Here is a 22,116-nt window from a genome sequence, read left to right as displayed (position 1 = left end):
TTAACATATTTATTATCAAATGTGCAATATTTAAAAAATAGACTTGAATATTTTTCAAAAATTACGAAAACGTTTTTTCTATTTAAATTAGTCATAAATTTGACATAGTTAAACAACAGACTTAAAAGTTAAATATTATGAATAAATTTAAATTATTGGCAATTGCCTTCGTATTCGCAACTACAACTATATTCGCTAATTCAATTTCAAACCCTGGTATTTCTGGAGATGAAATAAGAAAACAAATTATAGAATTGGTTGATGCATCTAACAGCGATTTTAACGCTCCAATTTCAGCTAACATTACTTTTTCTTTTAGTTCAGAAGGAGAAATAATTGTTTTAAAAGTTGAATCAATAGACAAAGATGTTTTAACTTTTATACGTGAAAATGTAAACGGAAAAGTATTGGCTAACCCTGGAAAAGTTAAAAAAACCTACGAAATGAAAATCACCATTAAATAAAAAAAATGTCAAAAAGAGCTATTTGAAAAATTAATTATTTTTCAAATAGCTCTTTTTTTTATGTCATCTTTTTCCAAATAAATATACACTGGAAAATGATCGCTAAAACCACCTTGATACCATTTTCCCATATAGGTTCTATAAGGATTTCCTTTGTATTTTCCTTTCCAAATTTTTAAAAATGGCTTATCAAAAATTTCAGCATATTTAAACAAATGCTTATCCTCTTCTTTTTCTAAAAAGTTTTTCGAAAAAATAATTTGATCAAACAAATGCCAAGTTCCTTTGTAGTTTAATGTGCCATTTCCCGTACTAATTAAACTTTCCATCGGATTGTAAAAAGTATCATTTACCAAATATTCTTTAACACTAATATTTGTTGGGTCATCGTTAAAATCGCCCATAATAATTATTTTAGCATCTTCATCTTCAGCATTTATCAAATCAACAATTTCCAATACTTTTTCTGAAGCTGAAATTCGCTTATCAACAGTTTCTCCATTCCCGTTTCGTCTTGAAGGCCAATGATTTACAATAACATTTACAAATTCACCATTTAAATTACCCTGCACCAATAAAATGTCTCTTGTAAAATCTCTTTCACCATTAAAACCCGTTAAATACAGCGGAAAAGTTTGAGAACCAACCAATTCAAACAATTCTTTTTTATACAACAATGCCACATCAATACCGCGCTCGTCTGGAGAATCGTAGTGTACAAAATCATAATTTTCATTTTTCAAACCATCACTCTGCACCAAATCTCTTAGCACTTCAGCGTTTTCAACTTCAACAACACCAACTATAGCAGGTGCATAAACAGATTTATCCAAACCAATTTGCCCAATTACATTGCCTAACTTTCTAATTTTATTTTTATACCGTTTCGTATTCCACTTTTTAAATCCGGTTGGTGTAAAATCGGTATCCAACGTATTTTCATCGTGAACTGTATCATATAAATTTTCGAGGTTATAAAAAGCAACAGTATAAATGCTGTCGTTTTTTTCTTCAATAGTGTTAGAAAACATAAAGTATTTTTAAAAAGTCCAAAGTACAAAATTAGAATTAAACTAGGTATTTGTATCTTTGCTGAAATTAATTTTAGCTGAAGCTATTTGCAATATGATTGAAGAAAAAAAAGTAACCTCAGAAGAGGCTGTTTTAATAGGTGTTATTACCCAACATCAAAATGAAGAACAAGCAAATGAATATTTAGACGAGTTGGAGTTTTTAACTTTAACTGCGGGTGGTGTAGCTGTTAAACGCTTCACCCAAAATCTTGATATGCCAAATCCAAAAACTTTTCTGGGAACAGGAAAGTTAGAAGAAGTAAAGGCTTATATGGATTTGCATCATATTGAAACTGCTATTTTTGACGATGAACTTTCTTCTTCTCAATTAAGAAATATTGAAAAAGTTTTAAACTGCAAAGTACTTGACAGAACCAATTTAATACTTGATATTTTTGCAAGTAGAGCCCAAACAAGTTACGCGCGTACTCAGGTTGAATTGGCGCAATGCCAATATTTACTACCGCGATTAACCAGATTGTGGACACACTTAGAGCGTCAAAAAGGGGGAATTGGATTAAGAGGTCCTGGTGAAACTGAAATTGAAACAGACAGACGTATTATTAGAGATAAAATAGTTTTACTTAAAGAAAAACTAAAAGTAATAGACAAACAAATGGCTGTGCAACGCAAAAACCGTGGTAAAATGGTGCGTGTTGCTTTGGTTGGTTATACCAACGTTGGAAAATCTACTTTAATGAACGTTATTAGTAAAAGTGATGTTTTTGCCGAAAATAAATTATTTGCCACTTTAGATACCACTGTTAGAAAGGTTGTTATTAAAAACATTCCTTTTTTATTAACTGATACTGTTGGTTTTATTAGAAAATTACCAACCCAATTGGTAGAATCTTTTAAATCTACTTTAGACGAAGTTAGAGAAGCCGATTTATTATTGCACGTTGTAGATATTTCTCATCCTACTTTTGAAGACCACATTGCATCTGTAAACAAAATTTTAGCTGAAATTAAAAGTGCCGACAAACCAGTAATCATGGTTTTTAATAAAATTGATGCTTACAAACACGAAACCATTGATGAAGATGATTTGGTAACCGAAAAAACCAAAGAACACTACACCTTAGAAGAATGGAAAAAAACCTGGATGAACAAATTAGACAACAATTGTTTGTTTATCTCGGCTTTAAATAAAGAAAATTTGGAAGAATTTAAAGAAAAGGTTTTTGAAGAAGTTAAAAAAATTCACATTTCACGCTTTCCTTATAACGACTTTTTATATGAAGAATATACTGAAGAAGGTTAGAAATAGTTAAAAGACAGAAACCCAAAGCTGGAAGTTTATTTTTGATTCTGAATCCTACTCTTTTAAGAGAAAGATTATTTTTGCCGAAGCTAGAAATAGCCTAAACAAATTTAATTGCTTTCGTTATTTTTAGTGCTTTTTATAATTGAAGTTGTATTTATTCAACTAAAAATACTATTTTTATAAAAAAAGAGCACCATTTTATAACTTCATTTTCTGATCCTGAAAGCCTATGATTCTAACTGGTTCCATTATTTCAATCGTTTTTATTGTTATTGTTGCCAGGCTTTTATTAAAAAAAGTCTATCCACATGCCGTTTTGCTATTTAGTGGCCTTTTAATGCTCTCAATAGCTTATATGCTTGGCTTTGAAATGCCTTTTATACAAGAATCTACAAATAGTGGCTTTTTTGATTTGTTTGAATATATCAAATTTGCTTTTAGCGAAACCAATGCAGGTGTAGGATTAATGATTATGGCTATTGGTGGTTTTGTAGCATTTATTGACAAAATTGGAGCGTCAGATGCTTTGGTATATTTGGCTTTAAAACCTTTGTCGTTTTTTAAAAAATATCCTTATGTTTTGGCTTCATTGGTAATTCCTATTGGGCAATTTTTATTTATTTGTATTCCTTCAGCAGCAGGTTTGGGATTGTTATTAATGGCCTCAGTTTTTCCAATTATGGTAAATTTAGGCGTAAGTCGTTTGTCGGCAGTTTCAGTAATTACAGCTTGTACTGCTTTTGGAGTGGGGCCAGCGTCAGTAATTACAGCAAGTTCTGTTAAAATTATTGAAACCGATTCTGTTTCACATTTTTTCCAATCTCAAATACCATTAATGCTACCCTTAACTTTTACATTAATGATTGTATATTTTTTAGTTAATAAATACTTCGATAAAAAAAGTAAAAATGCTGAAGAAACTGCTCTTGAAGAAAAAGAAATTGAGTTAAAAGTGCCTCTTATTTACGCAATAATTCCAATTTTACCATTGATTATATTGTTGTTATTTTCTGATATTTTTGCATTTTTTGATCCTCCAATTAATTTAGGAACAACCACAGTTATGATATTTTGTGTTATTGTAGGATTGATTTTTGAATTGATTCGCACACGAGATGTTAAGGTTGTTTTTCAAAATTTACAATTGTTTTTTAACGGTATGGGCAATATTTTTAAATCGGTTGTAACCTTAATTATTGCTGCTGATATTTTTGCAAAAGGATTGATTAGTTTGATGTTTATTGATGGTTTGATTGATTCTTCGCAAATGTTGGGTTTAGGTTCTATAGGCATTAGTATTGTAATGACATTGATGATTTTTATGGCTTCTATTTTAATGGGAAGTGGAAACGCAGCTTTCTTTGCATTTGGCTCTTTGGTGCCTAAAATCACAACCAGCTTAGGTGTTTCAACAACTTCAATGATTTTACCAATGGAATATGCAGCTTCAATGGGACGTACTGTTTCTCCAATATCGGGCGTACTACTCGCCACATCAGAAATTGCCAAAGTCTCTCCTTTTGATATTGCCAAAAGAAATGCAATTCCTTTTATTTGTGCAATGATTGTTATGCTAATTACTCACTTTATATAAAAACCTATGCTTAAAATATTACAAAATGCGAATATTTATTCAACAAGTTTTATTGGCAAAAAAGATATATTGTTTGCTGGCGAAAAAATTGTAGCTATTGAAAATCATATTGAAATTACTGATGTTATTTCTGAAGTTATAGATTTAAAAGGTAGCATAGTAACGTCGGGGCTAATAGATCAACACGTACATATTATTGGGGCTGGTGGCAAACATGGTTTTGGCTCTATGACTCCTGAAATTATGCTCAGCGAATTTATTAACTGCGGCACAACTACCGTAGTTGGTTTGTTAGGTACCGATGGTAGCGCAAGAAGTATTAAAACACTGTATGCAAAAGCAAAATCATTAGAATCTGAAGGTTTATCAGCATACATTTATACCAGCTATTTTGGATTAGATGCGGTTACTTTTACAGAATCAATTCAAGAGGATATGATTTTTATCGATAAGGTTTTAGGTTGTAAAGTTGCCATTAGCGATGAACGATCTTCTTATCCGCTAGAAACAGATTTACTTCGACAATTAAAACAAGTAAGAGTTGGCGGATTGATTGCTGGAAAAAAAGGTATTTTACACATTCATCTTGGTGCATTAAAAAGTAAAATGGAAATTTTACTAAAAATTGTAAAAGAGCACCAGTTTCCAATTGAACATATTAGCCCAACACACGTAGGCCGTACGCTTCCTTTATTTGAGCAAGCCATAGAATTTGCCAAATTAGGCGGAATGATTGATATTACTTCGGGTGGCACAAAATATACCGATCCTTACAAATCTATTTTATATGCTTTAGAAAAAGGCGTTTCAATAGACAATATGACTTTTAGCAGCGATGGAAATGCAGGTATAGGCATTATGGATGCCAATGGCAATACCATTGGGTTTAAAAAAGCGCCAATTCATTTAAATTTAGAACAAGTAAAATTGTTGATTAAAGAAGGGAAATTACCTGTAGAAGAAGCGTTTAAACTAATTACTTCAAATCCTGCAAAAAACTTGGCTTTAAAACACAAAGGACATGTAAAAGTTGGTTTTGATGCTGATATTTGTGTTTTTGATGCAGATTTAAATTTAACCGATGTTTTTTCAAGAGGGAAGCAACTCATGAAAAATTCGGAAGTTATTGTATTTGGAAACTTTGAAAAAAATGTAAATTAGACGATTAACTATTATTCAACATGAAAATATTTCAAACAAAAATAATTGTCTTTATTTTATTTAGCACGCTCTTTTGCGCAAATGCAATTGCTCAAGAAGATGACTATGTAGAATCTGAAGAGGGCGAATATGTAGAAGTTGATGAAGACGGTAACATTTCAAACAAAACTGATGGCTTAAGATTAAAGAAAAACTATAATTTGGGAGATGGGCTGACTTTAATATCAAAAAGCACAAAAATTAATTTTGCACAATCGCTGCAACTACTTTATGTGTTTAATACTGCAGATGATTTTGAAACTACCAATTCACAATTTAGAGTTAGACGTGCAAGATTTAAAATGACCGGAACTTTATTTGACAACCTTGTTTATTTTAGAATTCGTTTGAATTTAGTAAGTAATTTTCAAAGCGCCACAAGTGGAACAAGGTCATTTAACAATGTATTGCAAGATGCCTATGCAGAATATCGCTCACCCAATGGAAACCATCGTTTAAATTTTGGCTTAAGAGCAGATTATATAGACTCTAGAGAAGTACGGTTTGAAGGTGAAGTTTTGGGCTTAATAGAAAGAAGTTTGATTTCAAGCGCATACGATGCTATTTTTGATTATGGAATTCGCTATCAAGGAGAAATTACCATAAAAAACAACCATTTAATTAAGCCTTATCTTTCAATTACTTCAGGTGATGGAAATGCGAGTTTACAAAAAAATTATGGTGGTTTTAAATATGGTGCGCGTTTAGATTATTTTCCTTTTGGAAAATTTGCCGGTGGTGGTGAATTTTATATGGAAGATATTTATAGAGAAAAAAGACCAAAATTAATTATTGGTGGAGTTTATAGCTACAATGATGGTACAACTTCAGCAAAAGGAACCAATGGAGGAAGATATCTTTACGGCGATAGCAATCAAAAGGAACTACTGCCCGATTATGGAAAATTCACCCTAGAATACCTATTTAAATACCAAGGGTTTTATTCAATGGGAAGCTATGTAAAAGCACAAGCTTATATTCCTGATGGAATTGCAGGAGAATTTAAATTAAATGGCGATTGGTCTCCATACACAGGCACTTCAGAAGAAATTAAAAATACGGTCATGAGCCGTTTAAATACAGGTAGTGGTTTTAACGTACAAGCCGGATATGTATTACCATCTAACTGGTCTTTTGCTGCAAGGTACACAAGTTTAGATCCTGAAAAAAATGCTGCTGATTTTGCAAGTCAAGACAAAGCATATTCTGTAATTACTACCAAATATTTCAATAAGAATAATTTAAAAATTCAGGCTGAAATAGATTATGAAGAAAACCGCTTGGTTCAACAACCAAATGGTTCAAAAGGTATTTTTTATGGTCAACTAATGTTAACATTACAATTATAATTATGAAAAAATATAGTTTAATAATCGTATGTTTTATATCGCTAACTGTTTTTTCTCAGGAAGAGAAAACATACTATGATACTTTTTTTTCGGAACCTGAAAAAGAAATGCCTGTTCCATATTTATCAGAACAAAAAGCTCAAAAATACTATACAAGCTACAAAAACGCGAACAATTTTTTAGCCTTACTTGCTGATAAACATCCTGATATTATTCAAATATCTGATATTGGAAAAACACAAAGAGGTCACAAAATACCAATGGTTATGGTGTCTTTAAAAAATGACATTCCAGATACTGAAAAAGTAAAAGTGACTTTTATTGGAGGAATTCACGGAAATGAACCGATTAGTTCAGATGGATTGCTTTATTTAATTCACGAATTGACTGAAAAAAGCGAATATCAATATTTATTAGAAAAGGTAATTTTACAAGTTTTACCAATTGTGAATGTTGATGGTCGACATATTGATAACAGAGCTTCAAACAATGGTATAGATCTTAATAGAAATTTAAACTTATTGAGTGTTCCTGAAACTGCAAACCTAAGAAAGGCAATTAATTTATTTGACCCTCAGGTGGTGGTTGATTTTCACGAATTCAATCCCAACAGAAACGACTTTAAAGAAATAAGTGATTGCTTAACTTCTGGCATTGATGCCCAGTTTTTATATACGGGAAATTTAAATGTAAATCCTGCGATTCGTGAAATGATTAAAACCGATTTTGTTGAACCTACTAAATTGGTTTTACAAAACAACAATAGAACTGTTGCTAATTATTCATCAACATTTTGGAACGGACAAAGTTTACATCTAAATTTAGGCGCAATTTCATCAAGATCAAGTGCTTCAAACTACGCATTACAAAATAGAATTTCTATTTTAATGGAGTTACGCGGAGTAACTGAGAGAGAAAAAACAATAAAAAGAAGAATTGAAACTTCATTTTTAACAGCAACATCTTATTTGTCAATTGTAAATAAAAAAGCTGATGAGATTAAAAAAACTGTTTTAGAAGCAAATGAAGCTACCGTAAATGAGCTGCGACCTATTGTAGTTTTATCGGAAGCTGAAATTATTAAAGAGCCTTATCGATTTATAAATACTTGTACCAATAAAACTGAAATTATTTATTTTGAAACAAAAAATAACATAAATCATACCGCTGTAAAAACAAGACCAAGAGCTGATGGTTATGTTGTTGTTACAAAAAATAAACATGTCATTGAAATATTAAAAAACTCTGGAATTGAAATAAGTAAGTTAAAAAATCCTACACTTTTAGAATTACAAGCGTATAAATTAGACAATATAAATGTACCATATTTAATCTCCATTCCATACAAACTACCTGCGGGAGCCATTATAATTAATGCAAAACAAAAAATGGGGAATTTATTGGTAGATCTTTTAGAGCCAGAACTTAGCAACTCTTTGGTGACAAATAAAACATTGAAAAAAATAAAAGGAACAGAATTATTAGGAATATTTAGAATTAACAAAAATCAATTGTTGCAATTACAAAACATAAAATAATTATTATGCAAAAGCTACTCATACTTACAATAGCAACCTTTTTTGTTTTCTCAACAAATTTAAAGGCGCAATTATATGATCAAAATGTCAAAAAAATAGATTCAACATTTATTTATGTTAATGGCGAAGGAACTTTTATCAATTTTGGAAACAAACAACCTTCATCTTTAAATATATTAGCCGCAGTTCAGTCTGGTTTACAATTCAGCAGTATTGATGACGGAAATAACACTGAAACCTCTTCAAGAATATCTATGAATTTAGTTAGACTAGGTGTAACAGGATCTTTTTATAATGACAATCTTACCATGGGAATTGTAAGTGATTTTACAGGCACCGTTGGAATTTTAGAAGCTTATGTTGGCTTATCTTTTTGGGAAAAAAGAATGAAAATTATTTTAGGAGAACGTCAAACACATACCAACAACCGCTTGGCTATGGCCGATGAACGGTTTTCTCAATTTCTTAGTCAAAGTATTTCAGGAAGTGCTACTGACGGAATTGTTTACGGTGGATTGATGCAAAATTTTGTAGGCACTACGCGTGAAGGTGGTATTTATTTAGAAACAAACTTTTCTATAAATAATTTCCGAATTTATCCAATGCTATCAGTAACAACAGGTAACGGTCAAGGCTTTTTTGATGAGCAAAACAATACAGATTTTAAATATGGTGGCCGTTTAGATTTAATGCCTTTAGGTGATTTTAAAAAAAACAATGCTTATATAGCGCACGATTTATACCGTGAAGAAAAACTGAAATTAGCTATTGGTGTAGCTGGTAGTTACAATGTAAAAGCCAACAATGCTATGGGTAACGGAACTGAAAATGTAACTGGAATTTATGACAAAGAAGGGAATGCTACTTTTGCCGATTACAGAAAATTTATTGTTGATTTTATGTTGAAAAGGGACGGTTTTTCATTGGTTGGTGAATATATGAACGGAACTATTAAAGGTGAAAATTTATATACAAATAACCTGGCTACCGTAGAATTAACACCTGAGGAAGCAAGTACAAAATACAATGTTGGTGAAGCTTACAATGTACAGGCTTCATATATATTTAAAAAAGGTTTTGCAATTGATTTTCGCTACTCTAATATTTCACCAGAATTTGATATTGAAGACTCTATCATTCAAAATCAAAATTGGTACACATTTGGAGTAAATCAATTTATTAAAAACAATGCCTTAAAAGTTGGTGTTAATACTTCTTACATAGATTATAAATATGAAACTGGAAATACAACTAAATGGTCAACCAACTTAGCTGTACAACTAATATTTTAAAAATTACTATTATGAAAAATAAATTATATATAGGATTATTTGCAATTGTATTTGTTATGGGTTGCTCATCTAGCATTAGCTTTGACGAACCCGTTGTACCGCCTGAAGTGGGCATCTCAGATTTAATAATTTCAGAAATTTCAACAGGTGTAAACACCGATGATGGTGACAGAAACCACTATGTTGAATTGTACAACGGAACATCTGCAGCGGTAGATTTATCGGATTACGCCATTGGCTACCATGCTGTTTTTGATGAAAACACCTTAACAGACTGGGATTTCTCTAATGAAGATCATTTTTTAATATTAAATGCTTTATTAGACGTAAATACAGCATATGTAATTGCTTCACCAATAGCCAATGCTACAAAAGTACCAAGTGATATTGAATGGGGAACCACAAGCACGTCTAATGCAAATGCAAGCATTCCGCTTCAATTAAGTGGAAATAGTGCCATTGCTTTGTTAAAAAAAGATGCTGACGGAACCTATACCTTAAAAGGTACAAAATATGCTATAATTGATGTTTTTGGAGATCCAAATGTAGCCAGAATAACAGCTTCAGGTTCAAGCAGTTCTAGAAACAATTTTAACTGGACAGTAGCGGGTGAAACAAATGTTAGAAACAGAACTTTTTGGAGAAAGTCAGATGTTATGAAACCTTCAACAGATTGGGTAACGTCAAAAGGTGAAGATCCAATAAGTTCTGAATGGATATTAACTGAAGACAGAGCTTGGGATTACTCAAACGTAGGTAAGTTTACTGGTTTTTAATTAAAAACTTTTTTAAGTGGGAAATCCTAATTGGAAATCCCACTTTATTCTAAATTTTGGTGATCTTCATTTTTTTTTGCATCTCGAATTAAACCAATTTTTTTAGCCCTATTTTCCCAATTTTTACGTGCTAATTGCTGTAAATCCGCCACATTATCACTTTCGTCCATTATTTCGAGTCCCAATAAAGTTTCTATCACATCTTCCATAGTAACAATACCACTTGTTGTTCCATATTCATCAACCACCAAAGCAATATGATCGCGTTGCGCAACAAATTTTTCGAATAAATCTGGTATTGGTAAATTGCGATTGGTTACAATTATTTCGCGTTTTATAGATGAAAGTGGATGATTTCCGTTACCGTTAATTATTTCTTCCATCATATCATCTTTTAAAATTACACCAGTAATATTGTCAGAATTGTCTTTGTAAATTGGAATTCTTGAGAAACGTAATTTAGGATGTTCATTAAAAAAATGTTGAATTGTACTATCTTCTGAAGCTGTAGTAATAACCGTTCTTGGTGTCATAATATCTTTAGCTTCAACTTCTTTAAAAGTCAATAAATTTTTTATAATAGCACTTTCATTTTTTTCAAAAACACCTTCTTCTTGAGCAATATCAGCCATTGCATGAAAATCTTCTCTGCTTAAAATTGAACCGTGAACTTTTTTGCCCCCAATTAATTTAGTGGTTAATTGCAACAACCATAAAATACCTGTCCATTTTAATGGAAAAATCAATGCAGCCAATGCAATTGAAGTGAAATTGGCCAATTGTTTCCAATAGGTAGCTCCTATTGTTTTTGGAATAATTTCTGAAACAACCAATATTAAGATTGTCATAATTGAAGAAACAATTCCAACGGTGTTTACACCAAAAACATTTATTTCAAAATCTAAATGCTCTGCCTGTACCCCAACCAAAATTGCACCAACAGTATGCGCAATGGTATTAATTGTTAAAATTGCAATTAAAGGTTTGTCAATGTCGTTTTTTAAACTTTCCAGTACAATGGCAAACTTTTTGCCTTCTTGCTTTTTAATATTGATAAAAGTGGGTGTTATGCTTAACAAAACAGCCTCTAAAATAGAACATAAAAATGAAAAAAAGATGGAAATTGCAGCGTATAAAAGCAGTAACGACATTGAAAAAATTGTTTAATTTAGATGGTAAATTTAGTTAATATTTGGCTCAATTAACAATTACAAATTAACAATTACTAATTTTCAACTTTCTATTGTTTGCAACCACAGCTTACTGAAAGTTGATTATCTTTTTTTGTTCCTTAGATTTTTTGAACCTTTGAAACTTCAAAATCTACTTTTTACGACAAAAAATTACCTTCAATAAACTGCTGAAATTTATCTTTATATTGGTCGCTTACAGGAATGTAAACTTTGTCAAAAACAATTCTGTTACGTTCAATCGTTGTAATTTTATCTAAATTTACAATATAAGATCGGTGTACGCGCATAAACTTTTTATTGGTCAATTGCGCTTCCATTGCCTTCATACTTAACAGTGTCATAATTGGTTTTTCATTGGTTAAGTGAATGCGAATATATTCGCGCATACCTTCAATATACTTAATGTCGTTTAGTTTTATACGCACAATTTTGTATTCAGATTTAATGAATAAAAAATCTTCATTGCTTTGGATTTGTTCAGGTTTTTTTTGATGAAGGTCGAACCAAGATTTTGCTTTGTTTGAAGCTTTCAAAAAAGTAACGTAATCAATTGGTTTTAATAAATAATCTAAGGCATCAACTCTAAACCCTTCAACAGCATATTGACTATAAGCGGTAGTGAAAATAATTTTAGGCGAATTTTCTAACGATTTTACAAAATCTAACCCATTTAAATCGGGCATATTGATATCAACAAACATAAGCGCCACATTGGTTTCTTGCAAATATGAAATTGCTTCAAGCGGACTTTCAAAACTTTTTAAAAGTTCTAAAAAAGGTGTTTTAAGTATGTAGCTTTCAATTTGTTTTAAAGCTAAAGGCTCGTCGTCTATGGCTATGCATTTAATCATATTGGTAAATTTAAATGAACTTTAAATGTTTGTTCGTTTTCAAAAACATCAAAAGAATAGGAATCTTTAAATAATAAATCCAATCTTTTTTTGGTGTTTTCTATGCCAATTCCTGAGGCTTCTTCAGTAACTTTTGGATGATTACTATTTTCAATTTCAAAACTCAAATTGTTTTCAGTAAAAGAAAGAGAAACATGTATAAAAGATTCCGATTTATAGCTAATTCCGTGTTTAAACGCATTTTCTAACAAGGACGTAAACAGTAACGGCGGAATTGATTTATCGGGTATTGTTGAAGGAATTTCAACCTTAATTTTAACCTTATTGCTAAAACGAAGGCGCATTAATTCAATATAACTTTCAATAAATTCAATTTCTTTTTTAATAGGAGTTATTTTCCCTTCAGAATCATACAATAAATGACGCATTAAATTTGATAATTTTATAATGGCCTTTTTGGCTTCTTCAGTATCTATATCAACTAGCGCATGAATGTTATTTAAAGTGTTCATAAAAAAATGCGGACTCACCTGATTTTTTAAAAAAGCGAGCTGATTTTCAACATTTTCTTTTTGAAGTTTGAATTTTTCTTGTTCCAAATTTGCCCAACGCATGGATATTTGTAAGCCAGTATCAAAACCAACCAGTAAAAATGCAAGAATTAAAAAATTTGCATACCCAGGTATTGGCTTAGGCCCTTTAAATCCTTGCCTGTTAGGTGGTGGTCTATTCTCTAAAAATCTTGGTGAAGGTTCTGGAACATCAAAACGCTCAACTCTTTCGGGTCTGTTATTTTGTTGTAATTGCCCAGAATTGTTATCGAAAGTATAAAAGGCTAAGGTTGTTAATACAATAAGCAAACCTGTAGCAATAAAGTAAATACCTCTTTTTTCAGCAAAAAATAGTTTTGGTAATAAAACAAATCGATTTATAAAAAAAACAGCCAATAGTGGTACATATTTTAGCCAAACTATTGTAATATGATCCCAATCAATTTGTTCTTCAAAGCGACCAAATAACAATGGAGAAGCAAATAACAATGCCCAAAAAGCAATAATTATAAAAGGCTCAAAAGAAGTATAATTGTAATGTTTTTTTATAAGTTTCATTTTTGTGAGTGAATAGCATATTTGTTTTTTAACAAAAAAATCTTTGTTTATACCAAAAAATAAGCAGTATAAACAAAGATATTAAAACTTAACTAATCTAAATAGTTTTGTGCAGCCGTTGAACGACTTGTTGCGTGTGATTTAAGTGTTGAAATAGCAGAATAAAAATCGCCATTGCTATTTAAAAATGTATAACCAGGTATTTCGGTTGTTGCGTAAGGTTCAACTAAATTGGAGTACGTATCGTAAACACCTTGTATGTAACTTGTTTTAAAAGGCCCATCAATTGTTGCTTTAACATAGGCATCGTACTTAGCTTTGTAAACCTCATCATCGTATAAATATTCAATTAATGGCCAATCGCCACTGCTAAGGTCAGAGAAGTTTAGATTTAACGAACCGCCTTGTTTACCATCTTGTAATGCTTCATTGTTATCCCAAGGAATCCAAGTTAGCAGGTTGTTATCTGGATTGTTGTATAAATAATAATTGTGTTCCATTCTTCCGTAGGTATCCCAGTTTTGTACAACCGTGTTTACAGCTAAATAATTTAAAAACGTATCTACATCTAAAACAGCTTCTAAGTTGGTTCTCCAAGTTGCTGGGTCGCTTGTTCGTGTGGTTGCATGCAATGCTGTAAATAAGCTTTTAATATCTGTCCAATCTGCTTCATCTTCATTGGTTTTTTTCTCAAAACCATCTTCATTAAAAGTTCCGTAGGCAAAACTTGATCCGTAATCTTCGGGCTTGTATAAGTTACCATTGTCACTAGAAAATTGAGTTTTAATAACAGTATTATCAACTTCTTCAACCAAGGTGTACAACCCAAAATATTCTGGTCCATTTCCGTGATCAACATACAAAGTATAAAATGCCGTATTTGAAACTGCTAAACCCGCATTTTTAAATATTTCAGCAGTTACTTTTTCTCTTAGCATAGATTTATCACCATAATTATTTTTTAAGCTAAACTTTTTAAAGCCATAAAAACGTTGATTTTTTATTTGTGGATAATCATCTTCATATTCATCAAAATCTAATTTAAAAGCTAATTTTAAGACTCCTGCTTCCCAAGAACTTTTTAAACTAGAGTTTCCTTTAAAGCGTAAACCCACTTTATACCATTCTTTGCCATTGTAAAAAACAGATCCTGGAACAAAAACTGGATCTTCATCAGTAAAACTTGTTCCACCTCCTGCACCAGGACCGCCACCTGGTCCACCACCAGGACCACCACTTGATGCTCCAAAAGTTCCGTATAAATTGGTCATATCATTTAACATTACATTCCAGTTTGCTGCTGAAATCACAAAATCTAATCGTTTCACTTCAGTGTTGCTAAAAACTTCGGCAAAATTTGGGTCGGCATCTTTACTATGCGTTTCTGTAGTCCAATCGGTTGGCACAAAATCGGTATCTTCAAGAACCGGAGTGACTCCTGTTTCAGGCGTTGTGTCTTCATTTTCACTAGCTTCATCATTTGAGCAATTTATTAACAAAAATGCAGATGCTATAAACAGAAAGATTGAAATTTTAATACGTGGGTTTTTCATAAGATTCTTAATTTAATAGGTGTTTTATATTGGTAAAATAATCGGTTTTCAGTCTTTTTTGAAAAAGCAATCAATGAATTGGTGAATTTTATCTACCAACTGGTTTTATTGGCAGCTATTGTTTGTTGTGAAAACTAGGTTTAATTATTTTTAATGGTATAGGTATATTTTAGCCCTACAATATTTTTGGTTTCAGGAAAGGTCTCATTTAGCTGTTTTTTGTATCGATAGTACAATTTAACTTTTCCGTATTTTTTCATATTGTATTCAGTTCCAATGGTAATTCTATACCTGTCAAAACCATTAGTTTCTCCTTTTTCAAAATGATTAAATAGTTCTGCAGAAACTTCAGGATCTAATTTCCAGTTTTTAATATTATAACCAACACTTGCTTTAAATCGAAGGTGTTGGTTGGCGTAATCTCCTTCCGAAGAACTTACACCTAATTCATTTTTATTTTGATAACGCAACCTGTATTCTAAAATAAAATCTTGGATTTTATGTTTATACATAGCGTCTAAATGAAACCTAAAATAATCATCGTATCCTTGAATTTTACCTGTATTATCATTTTTACTAATGTACCTAGCACCAGCACCAACTTTAAAATGTTTTGTAATATGATATTCAGCTCCCAGTTGTGTAAAATAATTATCTATTTCCGAAATATTTTCTTTAAATCTTATATTTTGATCCAATTCAAAAGACCATTTTTTGTTTAATTTGTATTGAATTCCTATTGAATTCCAGCTTTCCCAATCGTTTAAACCTTCGTCTTGCGCATAGTTTTTATGAAAAGACAAAAGAGCAAAAACCAATACTATAAGTGCTATTTTTTTATTCATTATTAAAGGGGTTAATTAAAATAGTAGATGGTTACCTTTGCGGTATCTTTCAAAAAATCTACATCGCCAATGGTTACTTTATTTATTTGCAATCCTGTTCTTTTCTCTAGATCAGATTTTAAAGATTCATAATTTTCAGGTTTGATATTTTCAATATTTTCATACACAATAGATTTAGAAACCACCTGTTTTAAAGCCCAATATTTTTCGATAAGAATAAGTACTAAAATTATAATTGCATTTGCTGAAATAACTTCAGCATAACTCATTTTTTTGTTAACCAAAGAATTCATTATTGAAATACCTATAACAACAAATAAATAAGTCATTTCTTTAATATCAATAGGATTTGTTCTGTAGCGAATAATTCCAAAAACAGCAAAAAGACCCAATGCCATTCCAATATCCATTTCATATTTTTTTAGTGTGAAGCATAAGAAAAATACAATGGTGCTAATTAAATAATAGGTAAAAACGTAATCTTTTCTTTTTGAATCGGGGTAATAGATAAACCGAATAATAACGGTTAAGAATATAAAATTAAGTGCAAATCTAAAGATCATTTTAAAAAAATCATCGTCAAAAAAAGGGATGTCTAAGAATTCCATTGGGTATTGGTTTTAAGCTGTTATTTTGTTAAGTTTTAATATTTTACATTTAAAGCTATTGTATTTTAAATTTGGGTATATGTTGGTCATTCCAATACAATATTTACTAATGCTATAAGGGTTTATACCTTTTTCTTTTAGGGATTTTACTACTGGTGAAGTACGATCCAAACGTTGCTGTTTAACTTCAATAATTGCCAAGTTGTTAAATGTTTTTGAGTTAGCATTCATTTCAAACTCAAGATTTAAATCTATGGTAAGTCGTTCCAGTGCATATTTATTCACCAGTGTAATTCGGTTAAATTTGTTCCATATAATTGGTTTTAAGTTCATTTTTTTATTGATTTTACTGTTAATAAAATCTATTAAATCTTGAGGTAAATCTGTTTCAAAATCATTGATTTGTATTCTCGATTTTGTGGTTTTACCTTTTCCGTCTTTCTGTTTAATTTCAAGAAAGCAACTATTGGATTCCATATACTTACGCATTCTTACTTTTGTTCTGTTTATTTTACCATTATGGTGGTCGTGGTAAAATTTTTTATTTTCAGTATCAAAGTATAGTGATGAATAGGTTAAAAGCCTATTTCCATTAATTTCAAGAACTTTGTATTGGTTTTTAATACTTTCTAACACATCAATTAATTGTTTTTGATGTATTACAAATTTTGTATCTGTTCTTTTCATTAAAGAAACTGCCTCCATTTCGCTTAAAGAAATAAGATCTAAATTATTTACAATATGTGCTATTTGTTGTTTCATAATGAAGTAAAGAAACTAGTATTAAGGCTTGAGAAAAAAGAAAATCAATGAACTGGCTTATTTTATCAATGAATTAACCTTTAAAAAAGGTTGAAAAAAAATTCGCTTATCAAAACTGTATGTTTATGATAAGCGGATAGTAACCAAACAAACCACTTTAATTAATTTTTTCTTTGAGGTCTTTCCTTTTTACTCTTTTTCTTTTGGTATTCTGCAAATAATTTTTGCTGATCTTCAGTTAAAACAGCTTTTACATTATTTTCAAAATCTTTTTTCAATGCTTCCATTTCACTTCTATCAGGTCTTCCAGATTTTGTTTTACTTTCAACTTGTTCAAAATGTGAAGTGTACAGTTTTAATACTTTTTTTTGTTGTTCGTCTGATAATAAAATCTCGCTTGATAAGTCACTTACCATTGTTTTAATTTCCTTAGCTGTTGGCAATGCAGGTGGACCTTGTTGACCGCCACCTTGTTTACCACCTTGCTGTCCTCTTTGTTGTGCAAATGCACTTGTAGTAATTACCAATGCTACAAGCATTAATTTCCATATTTTGTTCATTTTAAATTTCATAATGTGAAGTTTTTAATATTATTATATTGATTTTTAAATATTTACTCAAAGAAATACAAGTTTACAGTAGCTAAAAATAAGAATCAACAAACTGCCTTTTTTTATCTATGAATACAGCTTTTAAGCAAAAAAAAGAACCGACTTTTTAAGGAGTCGATTCTTTTTGATAAAATGAAAAAGGGTATTAAAAATTTTTAAGAAATAATACTACAGTAACTAAATGAATAGAATGATAATTGTAAAGACAATTCCTACAATTCCAATGTAAATACCTTCTTTAAATATTTTATTTTTTGGCTTAAACATTAAAAGTGAAGATATTACAAAAAATAACAACGATACACCAAAGAAAATGTTTAGAAAATACAAAGGAGATTTGGAGGTAGCTTTGTGTAAATCGATAAATTTTTTGATTACAAAAGGCAACTCTTTTGAAGTATATTTTACATCTCCGGTTTCAAGATTGTATGTTCCTTTGTTAAAATAAACAATATTATTTTCTTCTTTATCCGTTTTAAAATTTCTTATTTTAAGTGCACTTCCTAATTCGGTTGTGTTTAGATTTGGCTTCAAATTTTTTTCAACAATTTTTTCAGTTTTCAAAAAATCGGTATCTCTAAAAATAAGTATTACGCCACTAAATGCATAAACTGCCATAATTCCGGCTAAGAAAAAGCCTAAATAACGGTGAAAAATTCTCATATAATTTTGAAAAGATTTATTTTTCATTTGTATTTACGATTTAGATTTTTTGACTCGAATGTTCAAAATTATAATTAATACCAATTCCTATAACTTCGCGCATTTGAAAACCGCCATACGCATTGTTGTCGTATACTGTTTGAAAAAGAAAATTGGCTGTAAAATACTTATTAACTTTCATATCTATATCCATTAAATAATTGACATCTACATTTTGTGGATTGTCTATGTAATTAGAGAAAAAAGCCAAAGCATTATCCATAGTTATGTTATCCATAATTTTAAACTTATAAATTAAAGATGCACTAAAACCTATCTCATAACGCAATCTTTCTCCTTCCTCAACCCCAAAATAGCCTTCGTTTGGCAAAGTAAGATCTGGATTTACATACACAAATTTAGATGTTGCAGGTGCTAAGTTAATTTTTAAATCTTTACTTTTTTCCCAAAGCATACCAGGTCCAACCAAAACATAACCTGGAGACATAAATTCTGTATACAAAGTACGGGTTTCAACACCATCAACTTTTTTATATTTATACCCTTTGGTAAATTGTGTTTTAAAATTTATAAAAAACGAGTAAAACCAATTATTTTCTGCATCATAACCAATCATTGTATTGATCATAACACCATCATTTGTTTTTTTAGGAAAATCAGTGTTTTCACTTTTGGTTAAACCATAATTAGCAATTAATTTATTGTTCCAAATAAATTTTTCCTTTTTAAAGTTTAAAGTATAATTTACAGTTGCATTACCAGCTATGGTATTATCACCTCCAGAAGCCCAATTTGAAAAAGCAGATTGATTAAATAAAAAGGTGAATTTCCCAATATTCGTCCATCCTTCCTTATTTATATAATCTTTTTTTTGCGCAAAAGTTGTTAAAATAGCACTAGAGATAAATAGTAAGGTTAAAAGTTTGGTCTTCATTAATAATTTGTTAAATAAAATGCTAAAATTAACAAATATTATACCAAACAATAGAAATATTGATTATAAATGTAACATAAATGAGTAAATCTCAAAAAAAAATCATTATTTAATACAATAATGTTTAAATAATGATTTTTTGATATTGGTAAAAAACTTGACTTAATATATGTAATTAATTCCTAAACCAAATACTTCTCTAATTTGAAAACCAGCATAAGCATTGTCATCATAAATAGTTTGAAAAGTTAAATTTGTAGATAAAAAACTGTTGATTTTCATATTTATATTCATGGTATAATCTATATCAACATTTTGCGGTTTGTTTAAATAATTTGAATACAAAGCAATGGCGTTTTCCATAACAACATTTTCAAATAATGTAAATTTAGCATAACCAGATGCTCTAGCACCTAGTTCAAAAAGAGAGCTTTTACCTTCATCTACCCCAAAATAAGCGTTATTAGGTAAGGTGAAATTTTTGTCAACAAAAGTAAAACGCGCTGCTACTGGTGATAAGTTAAATTTAAAGTTTTCACTTTTTTCCCAAAGAAAACCTGGACCAAAAGCCAAATATCCTGGCGACATAAAATTAGTGTACTTTTCTCTAGTTTCAATACCAAGATCATCTTTACTGTATTTATAACCTTTTGCAAATTGTGTTTTAAAATTCAAAAAGAATGAATAACTCCAATATCCTTTTAATTTATTACCGATTAATGAATTTAATTGAATGTTGTCATCGGTTTTACGTGTATAATCTGCATCTCCAGTTTTTGACAAACCATAAGCTGCATCAATTCTATTGTTCCAAGTAAGATTGTTTTTTTTGTAATTAAATTCGTAATTACCTGTAATATTTCCAGCAATACTATTGTCGCCACCAGCTACCCAATTTGAAAAAGCAGATTGGTTGAATAAAAATGTTATTTTTCCTGACTTAGACCAATAAGTGGTGTCTTTTTCTTTTTCTTGTGCAAAAACAAATGTAAAGCACAATAGTGTTAAAACTAATAGAATTCTTTTTTTCATAATATTTAAGTGTTTAATTGTAAGCTACAAATATACTATTTGAGACTTTTTTATAAATAAAAAAGGATAAGAAGTTACTTTTTTTGTTTAAATAAAGGTACTGATGAACAGGCTTCACCAAACATAATTGATTTTACTACTGGCTGTAATTTTTCAATTAATTGAATGTAGGCTGTTTCAGGAATTGGTTTATTTGCACACCCTTTAATAATAACAGGTTTTCCAATAAATTCTTCAACAGAAAAAGTATTAATAATATCTTGAAAAATAGAAGTTTCTAGATTTACAAGGTCTCCAACTACTACTTTTTTGGCATATAAATTAAGATAGGTTGAAATAAGCATAAATGCCCAAGAAGGTATAATAGCATCTGCCGAGCAGGTTAATGCTACATATTTATTTTGATACTGGCTCCAGTCGTGATTTTTTAAATATTCACGAAAATCATTTTCTTTTAAAATGAGTTCATGAAACAACCAGCCTTTAATATCCAAAATGGTTCTTTCGCCTTTTGGATAAAAATCTTCAAGATCAATTGTTTTTAGTACGCTATTCGCTACTCTATTTACAATTTCGTTATTCATTTATAAAAAACCCAATTCTAATTTAGCTTCTTCACTCATCATATCTTGCGTCCAAGTTGGGTCAAAAGTAATTTCAACTTCGGCATCGTTTACCTCTTCAATTGTTTTTATTTTTTCTTCAACTTCAATAGGTAAAGTTTCTGCAACCGGACAATTAGGTGAAGTTAAGGTCATTAATATTTTAACATCGTTGTTTTCATTGATAAAAACATCATAAATTAATCCCAATTCAAAAATATCAACCGGAATCTCTGGATCGTAAATAGACTTTAATTTTTCTACGATTTTATCTCCTAATTCTTCTACTCGTGTGCTATTCATAGTATAATCCTTTCTTTATATTCATTCTAAATAAGAGCAAATATACAAATATTAACTTAATTTTGACTGAAAAGCTAAGGCATACAATTTAAGTTGTTTTATCATAGAAACCAATCCGTTAGCACGTGTTGGAGATAAGTGTTCTTTCAAACCAATTTCATCAACAAAAAACAATTCGCAATCTAAAATATCTTTAGGTTTTTGATTGTTTAAAACACGCAATAAAAGTGCTACAATTCCTTTTGTTAAAATCGCATCACTATCAGCGGTAAAACTTAAGGTATCTCCTTCAATTTCAGAATGTAACCACACTTTACTTTGGCATCCTACAATTAAATTATCGTCTGTTTTATACTGATCATCAATAAGCGGAAGTGATTTTCCTAACTCTATAATATATTCGTAGCGTTCCATCCAATCTTCAAACATGGAAAACTCATCTATAATTTCTTCTTGTATTTCTTTGATAGTCATTTTTTAAACTTATTTTTGCAAAA

The 22,116-nt window shown here is 30.2% G+C and carries 23 protein-coding genes; 8 read left to right on the top strand and 15 right to left on the bottom strand.

Features of this window, described 5'->3' with window-relative positions; translation table 11 throughout:
- The first annotated feature begins 137 nt into the window (after nucleotides 1-137).
- On the top strand, nucleotides 138-464 hold the full coding sequence (locus EC396_RS00720) for a hypothetical protein (RefSeq protein ID WP_129364779.1): 327 nt from the start codon (nucleotides 138-140) through the stop codon (nucleotides 462-464).
- Between the two features lie 41 nt (nucleotides 465-505).
- Here the strand turns inward: EC396_RS00720 and EC396_RS00715 are convergent, their stop codons facing one another.
- Nucleotides 506-1,495, bottom strand: coding sequence for an endonuclease/exonuclease/phosphatase family protein (locus EC396_RS00715; protein WP_129364778.1), 990 nt, complete (start codon nucleotides 1,493-1,495; stop codon nucleotides 506-508).
- Nucleotides 1,496-1,589: 94 nt separating this feature from the next.
- Here EC396_RS00715 and hflX point away from each other — a divergent pair, with 94 nt between their 5' ends.
- The 7 genes from hflX to EC396_RS00680 all read left to right on the top strand — a co-directional run bounded on the left by hflX (nucleotide 1,590) and on the right by EC396_RS00680 (nucleotide 10,553).
- Complete coding sequence (gene hflX / locus EC396_RS00710; protein ID WP_129364777.1) at nucleotides 1,590-2,801, top strand: GTPase HflX; 1,212 nt, start codon at nucleotides 1,590-1,592, stop codon at nucleotides 2,799-2,801.
- Between the two features lie 232 nt (nucleotides 2,802-3,033).
- On the top strand, nucleotides 3,034-4,398 hold the full coding sequence (dcuC, locus tag EC396_RS00705; RefSeq protein WP_129364776.1) for a C4-dicarboxylate transporter DcuC: 1,365 nt from the start codon (nucleotides 3,034-3,036) through the stop codon (nucleotides 4,396-4,398).
- A 6-nt stretch (nucleotides 4,399-4,404) separates the two neighbouring features.
- On the top strand, nucleotides 4,405-5,559 hold the full coding sequence (iadA, locus tag EC396_RS00700) for a beta-aspartyl-peptidase (protein ID WP_129364775.1): 1,155 nt from the start codon (nucleotides 4,405-4,407) through the stop codon (nucleotides 5,557-5,559).
- Between the two features lie 20 nt (nucleotides 5,560-5,579).
- Nucleotides 5,580-6,947, top strand: coding sequence for a porin (locus EC396_RS00695; protein ID WP_129364774.1), 1,368 nt, complete (start codon nucleotides 5,580-5,582; stop codon nucleotides 6,945-6,947).
- Between the two features lie 2 nt (nucleotides 6,948-6,949).
- Entirely contained in the window at nucleotides 6,950-8,485 is a 1,536-nt protein-coding gene (locus EC396_RS00690) for a M14 family zinc carboxypeptidase (protein ID WP_129364773.1), read from the top strand.
- Nucleotides 8,486-8,490: 5 nt separating this feature from the next.
- Complete coding sequence (locus tag EC396_RS00685; protein WP_129364772.1) at nucleotides 8,491-9,777, top strand: hypothetical protein; 1,287 nt, start codon at nucleotides 8,491-8,493, stop codon at nucleotides 9,775-9,777.
- An 11-nt stretch (nucleotides 9,778-9,788) separates the two neighbouring features.
- Nucleotides 9,789-10,553, top strand: a complete 765-nt coding sequence (locus EC396_RS00680; RefSeq protein ID WP_164975172.1) for a lamin tail domain-containing protein — start codon at nucleotides 9,789-9,791, stop codon at nucleotides 10,551-10,553.
- Nucleotides 10,554-10,597: 44 nt separating this feature from the next.
- On the opposite strand, the gene EC396_RS00675 is transcribed toward EC396_RS00680, so the two are convergent.
- The 14 genes from EC396_RS00675 to EC396_RS00610 all read right to left on the bottom strand — a co-directional run bounded on the left by EC396_RS00675 (nucleotide 10,598) and on the right by EC396_RS00610 (nucleotide 22,093).
- Complete coding sequence (locus EC396_RS00675) at nucleotides 10,598-11,704, bottom strand: CNNM domain-containing protein (RefSeq protein WP_129364770.1); 1,107 nt, start codon at nucleotides 11,702-11,704, stop codon at nucleotides 10,598-10,600.
- 179 nt (nucleotides 11,705-11,883) lie between these two features.
- Nucleotides 11,884-12,597: a LytTR family DNA-binding domain-containing protein gene (locus tag EC396_RS00670; RefSeq protein ID WP_129364769.1), complete on the bottom strand. Its 714-nt coding sequence runs from the start codon at nucleotides 12,595-12,597 to the stop codon at nucleotides 11,884-11,886.
- On the bottom strand, nucleotides 12,594-13,706 hold the full coding sequence (locus EC396_RS00665; RefSeq protein ID WP_129364768.1) for a sensor histidine kinase: 1,113 nt from the start codon (nucleotides 13,704-13,706) through the stop codon (nucleotides 12,594-12,596). Before EC396_RS00665 ends, EC396_RS00670 begins: the two co-directional genes overlap by 4 nt.
- Before the next feature lie 92 nt (nucleotides 13,707-13,798).
- Complete coding sequence (locus tag EC396_RS00660; protein ID WP_129364767.1) at nucleotides 13,799-15,259, bottom strand: CotH kinase family protein; 1,461 nt, start codon at nucleotides 15,257-15,259, stop codon at nucleotides 13,799-13,801.
- 140 nt (nucleotides 15,260-15,399) lie between these two features.
- A complete protein-coding gene (locus EC396_RS00655) occupies nucleotides 15,400-16,104 on the bottom strand; it encodes a DUF2490 domain-containing protein (protein ID WP_129364766.1) in 705 nt (234 codons plus the stop codon).
- 11 nt (nucleotides 16,105-16,115) lie between these two features.
- On the bottom strand, nucleotides 16,116-16,712 hold the full coding sequence (locus EC396_RS00650) for a DUF4956 domain-containing protein (RefSeq protein WP_129364765.1): 597 nt from the start codon (nucleotides 16,710-16,712) through the stop codon (nucleotides 16,116-16,118).
- 12 nt (nucleotides 16,713-16,724) lie between these two features.
- Nucleotides 16,725-17,474 (bottom strand): polyphosphate polymerase domain-containing protein, encoded by a 750-nt coding sequence (locus tag EC396_RS00645; protein WP_129364764.1) that lies wholly within the window; start codon nucleotides 17,472-17,474, stop codon nucleotides 16,725-16,727.
- A gap of 161 nt (nucleotides 17,475-17,635) precedes the next feature.
- Entirely contained in the window at nucleotides 17,636-18,046 is a 411-nt protein-coding gene (locus EC396_RS00640; RefSeq protein WP_129364763.1) for a hypothetical protein, read from the bottom strand.
- A 216-nt stretch (nucleotides 18,047-18,262) separates the two neighbouring features.
- Complete coding sequence (locus tag EC396_RS00635) at nucleotides 18,263-18,775, bottom strand: hypothetical protein (RefSeq protein ID WP_129364762.1); 513 nt, start codon at nucleotides 18,773-18,775, stop codon at nucleotides 18,263-18,265.
- Between the two features lie 13 nt (nucleotides 18,776-18,788).
- A complete protein-coding gene (locus EC396_RS00630) occupies nucleotides 18,789-19,682 on the bottom strand; it encodes a DUF3078 domain-containing protein (protein ID WP_129364761.1) in 894 nt (297 codons plus the stop codon).
- 162 nt (nucleotides 19,683-19,844) lie between these two features.
- On the bottom strand, nucleotides 19,845-20,714 hold the full coding sequence (locus tag EC396_RS00625) for a DUF3078 domain-containing protein (protein ID WP_129364760.1): 870 nt from the start codon (nucleotides 20,712-20,714) through the stop codon (nucleotides 19,845-19,847).
- 74 nt (nucleotides 20,715-20,788) lie between these two features.
- Nucleotides 20,789-21,298 (bottom strand): DUF2480 family protein, encoded by a 510-nt coding sequence (locus EC396_RS00620; RefSeq protein WP_129364759.1) that lies wholly within the window; start codon nucleotides 21,296-21,298, stop codon nucleotides 20,789-20,791.
- Nucleotides 21,299-21,619, bottom strand: coding sequence for an SUF system Fe-S cluster assembly protein (locus tag EC396_RS00615; RefSeq protein WP_129364758.1), 321 nt, complete (start codon nucleotides 21,617-21,619; stop codon nucleotides 21,299-21,301). It abuts the gene before it with no gap.
- A gap of 51 nt (nucleotides 21,620-21,670) precedes the next feature.
- Nucleotides 21,671-22,093, bottom strand: coding sequence for a SufE family protein (locus EC396_RS00610; protein ID WP_129364757.1), 423 nt, complete (start codon nucleotides 22,091-22,093; stop codon nucleotides 21,671-21,673).
- Nucleotides 22,094-22,116 lie beyond the last annotated feature (23 nt).

Source organism: Lutibacter sp. HS1-25 (assembly GCF_004121075.1).
Lineage (GTDB): Bacteria > Bacteroidota > Bacteroidia > Flavobacteriales > Flavobacteriaceae > Lutibacter.
This window is presented reverse-complemented; position numbering and strand designations above follow the sequence as displayed.